At 67.6% G+C, this 340-nt stretch carries 1 pseudogene; it reads left to right on the top strand.

Features of this window, described 5'->3' with window-relative positions:
• Window positions 1–340, top strand: a pseudogene (locus ACTFO6_RS18180) (phage tail tape measure protein); the annotation flags it as partial.

Here is a 340-nt window from a genome sequence, read left to right on the forward strand (position 1 = left end):
GATCAGAGAGGAGGCCGAGAAAAACAACGACGTCGCGCGAGAACTCGGATTGACGTTCAGCTCCGCCTTCGAAGACGCCATCGTGCGGGGCCGGAAGCTCTCAGACGTGCTGCGCGGCCTGGCGCAGGACGTGACGCGGCTCTTCGTGCGCCGGACCGCGGTGGAACCGCTGGCGAAGGCGGCCGAAGGATTCTTCGGCAGTCTCCTTTCCGGGTTTTTCCATGCCGGCGGCGTCGTCGGTGTGGACAGCGTGCCCACGCGCGCCGTGCCCGCGTTGGCCTTCGCCAACGCACCGCGTTTGCACTCGGGAGGCATTCTCGCCTCCGACGAGGTGCCGGCG

The sequence above is a fragment of the Pelomicrobium sp. G1 genome (assembly GCF_051905455.1).
Lineage (GTDB): Bacteria > Pseudomonadota > Gammaproteobacteria > Burkholderiales > UBA6910 > Pelomicrobium.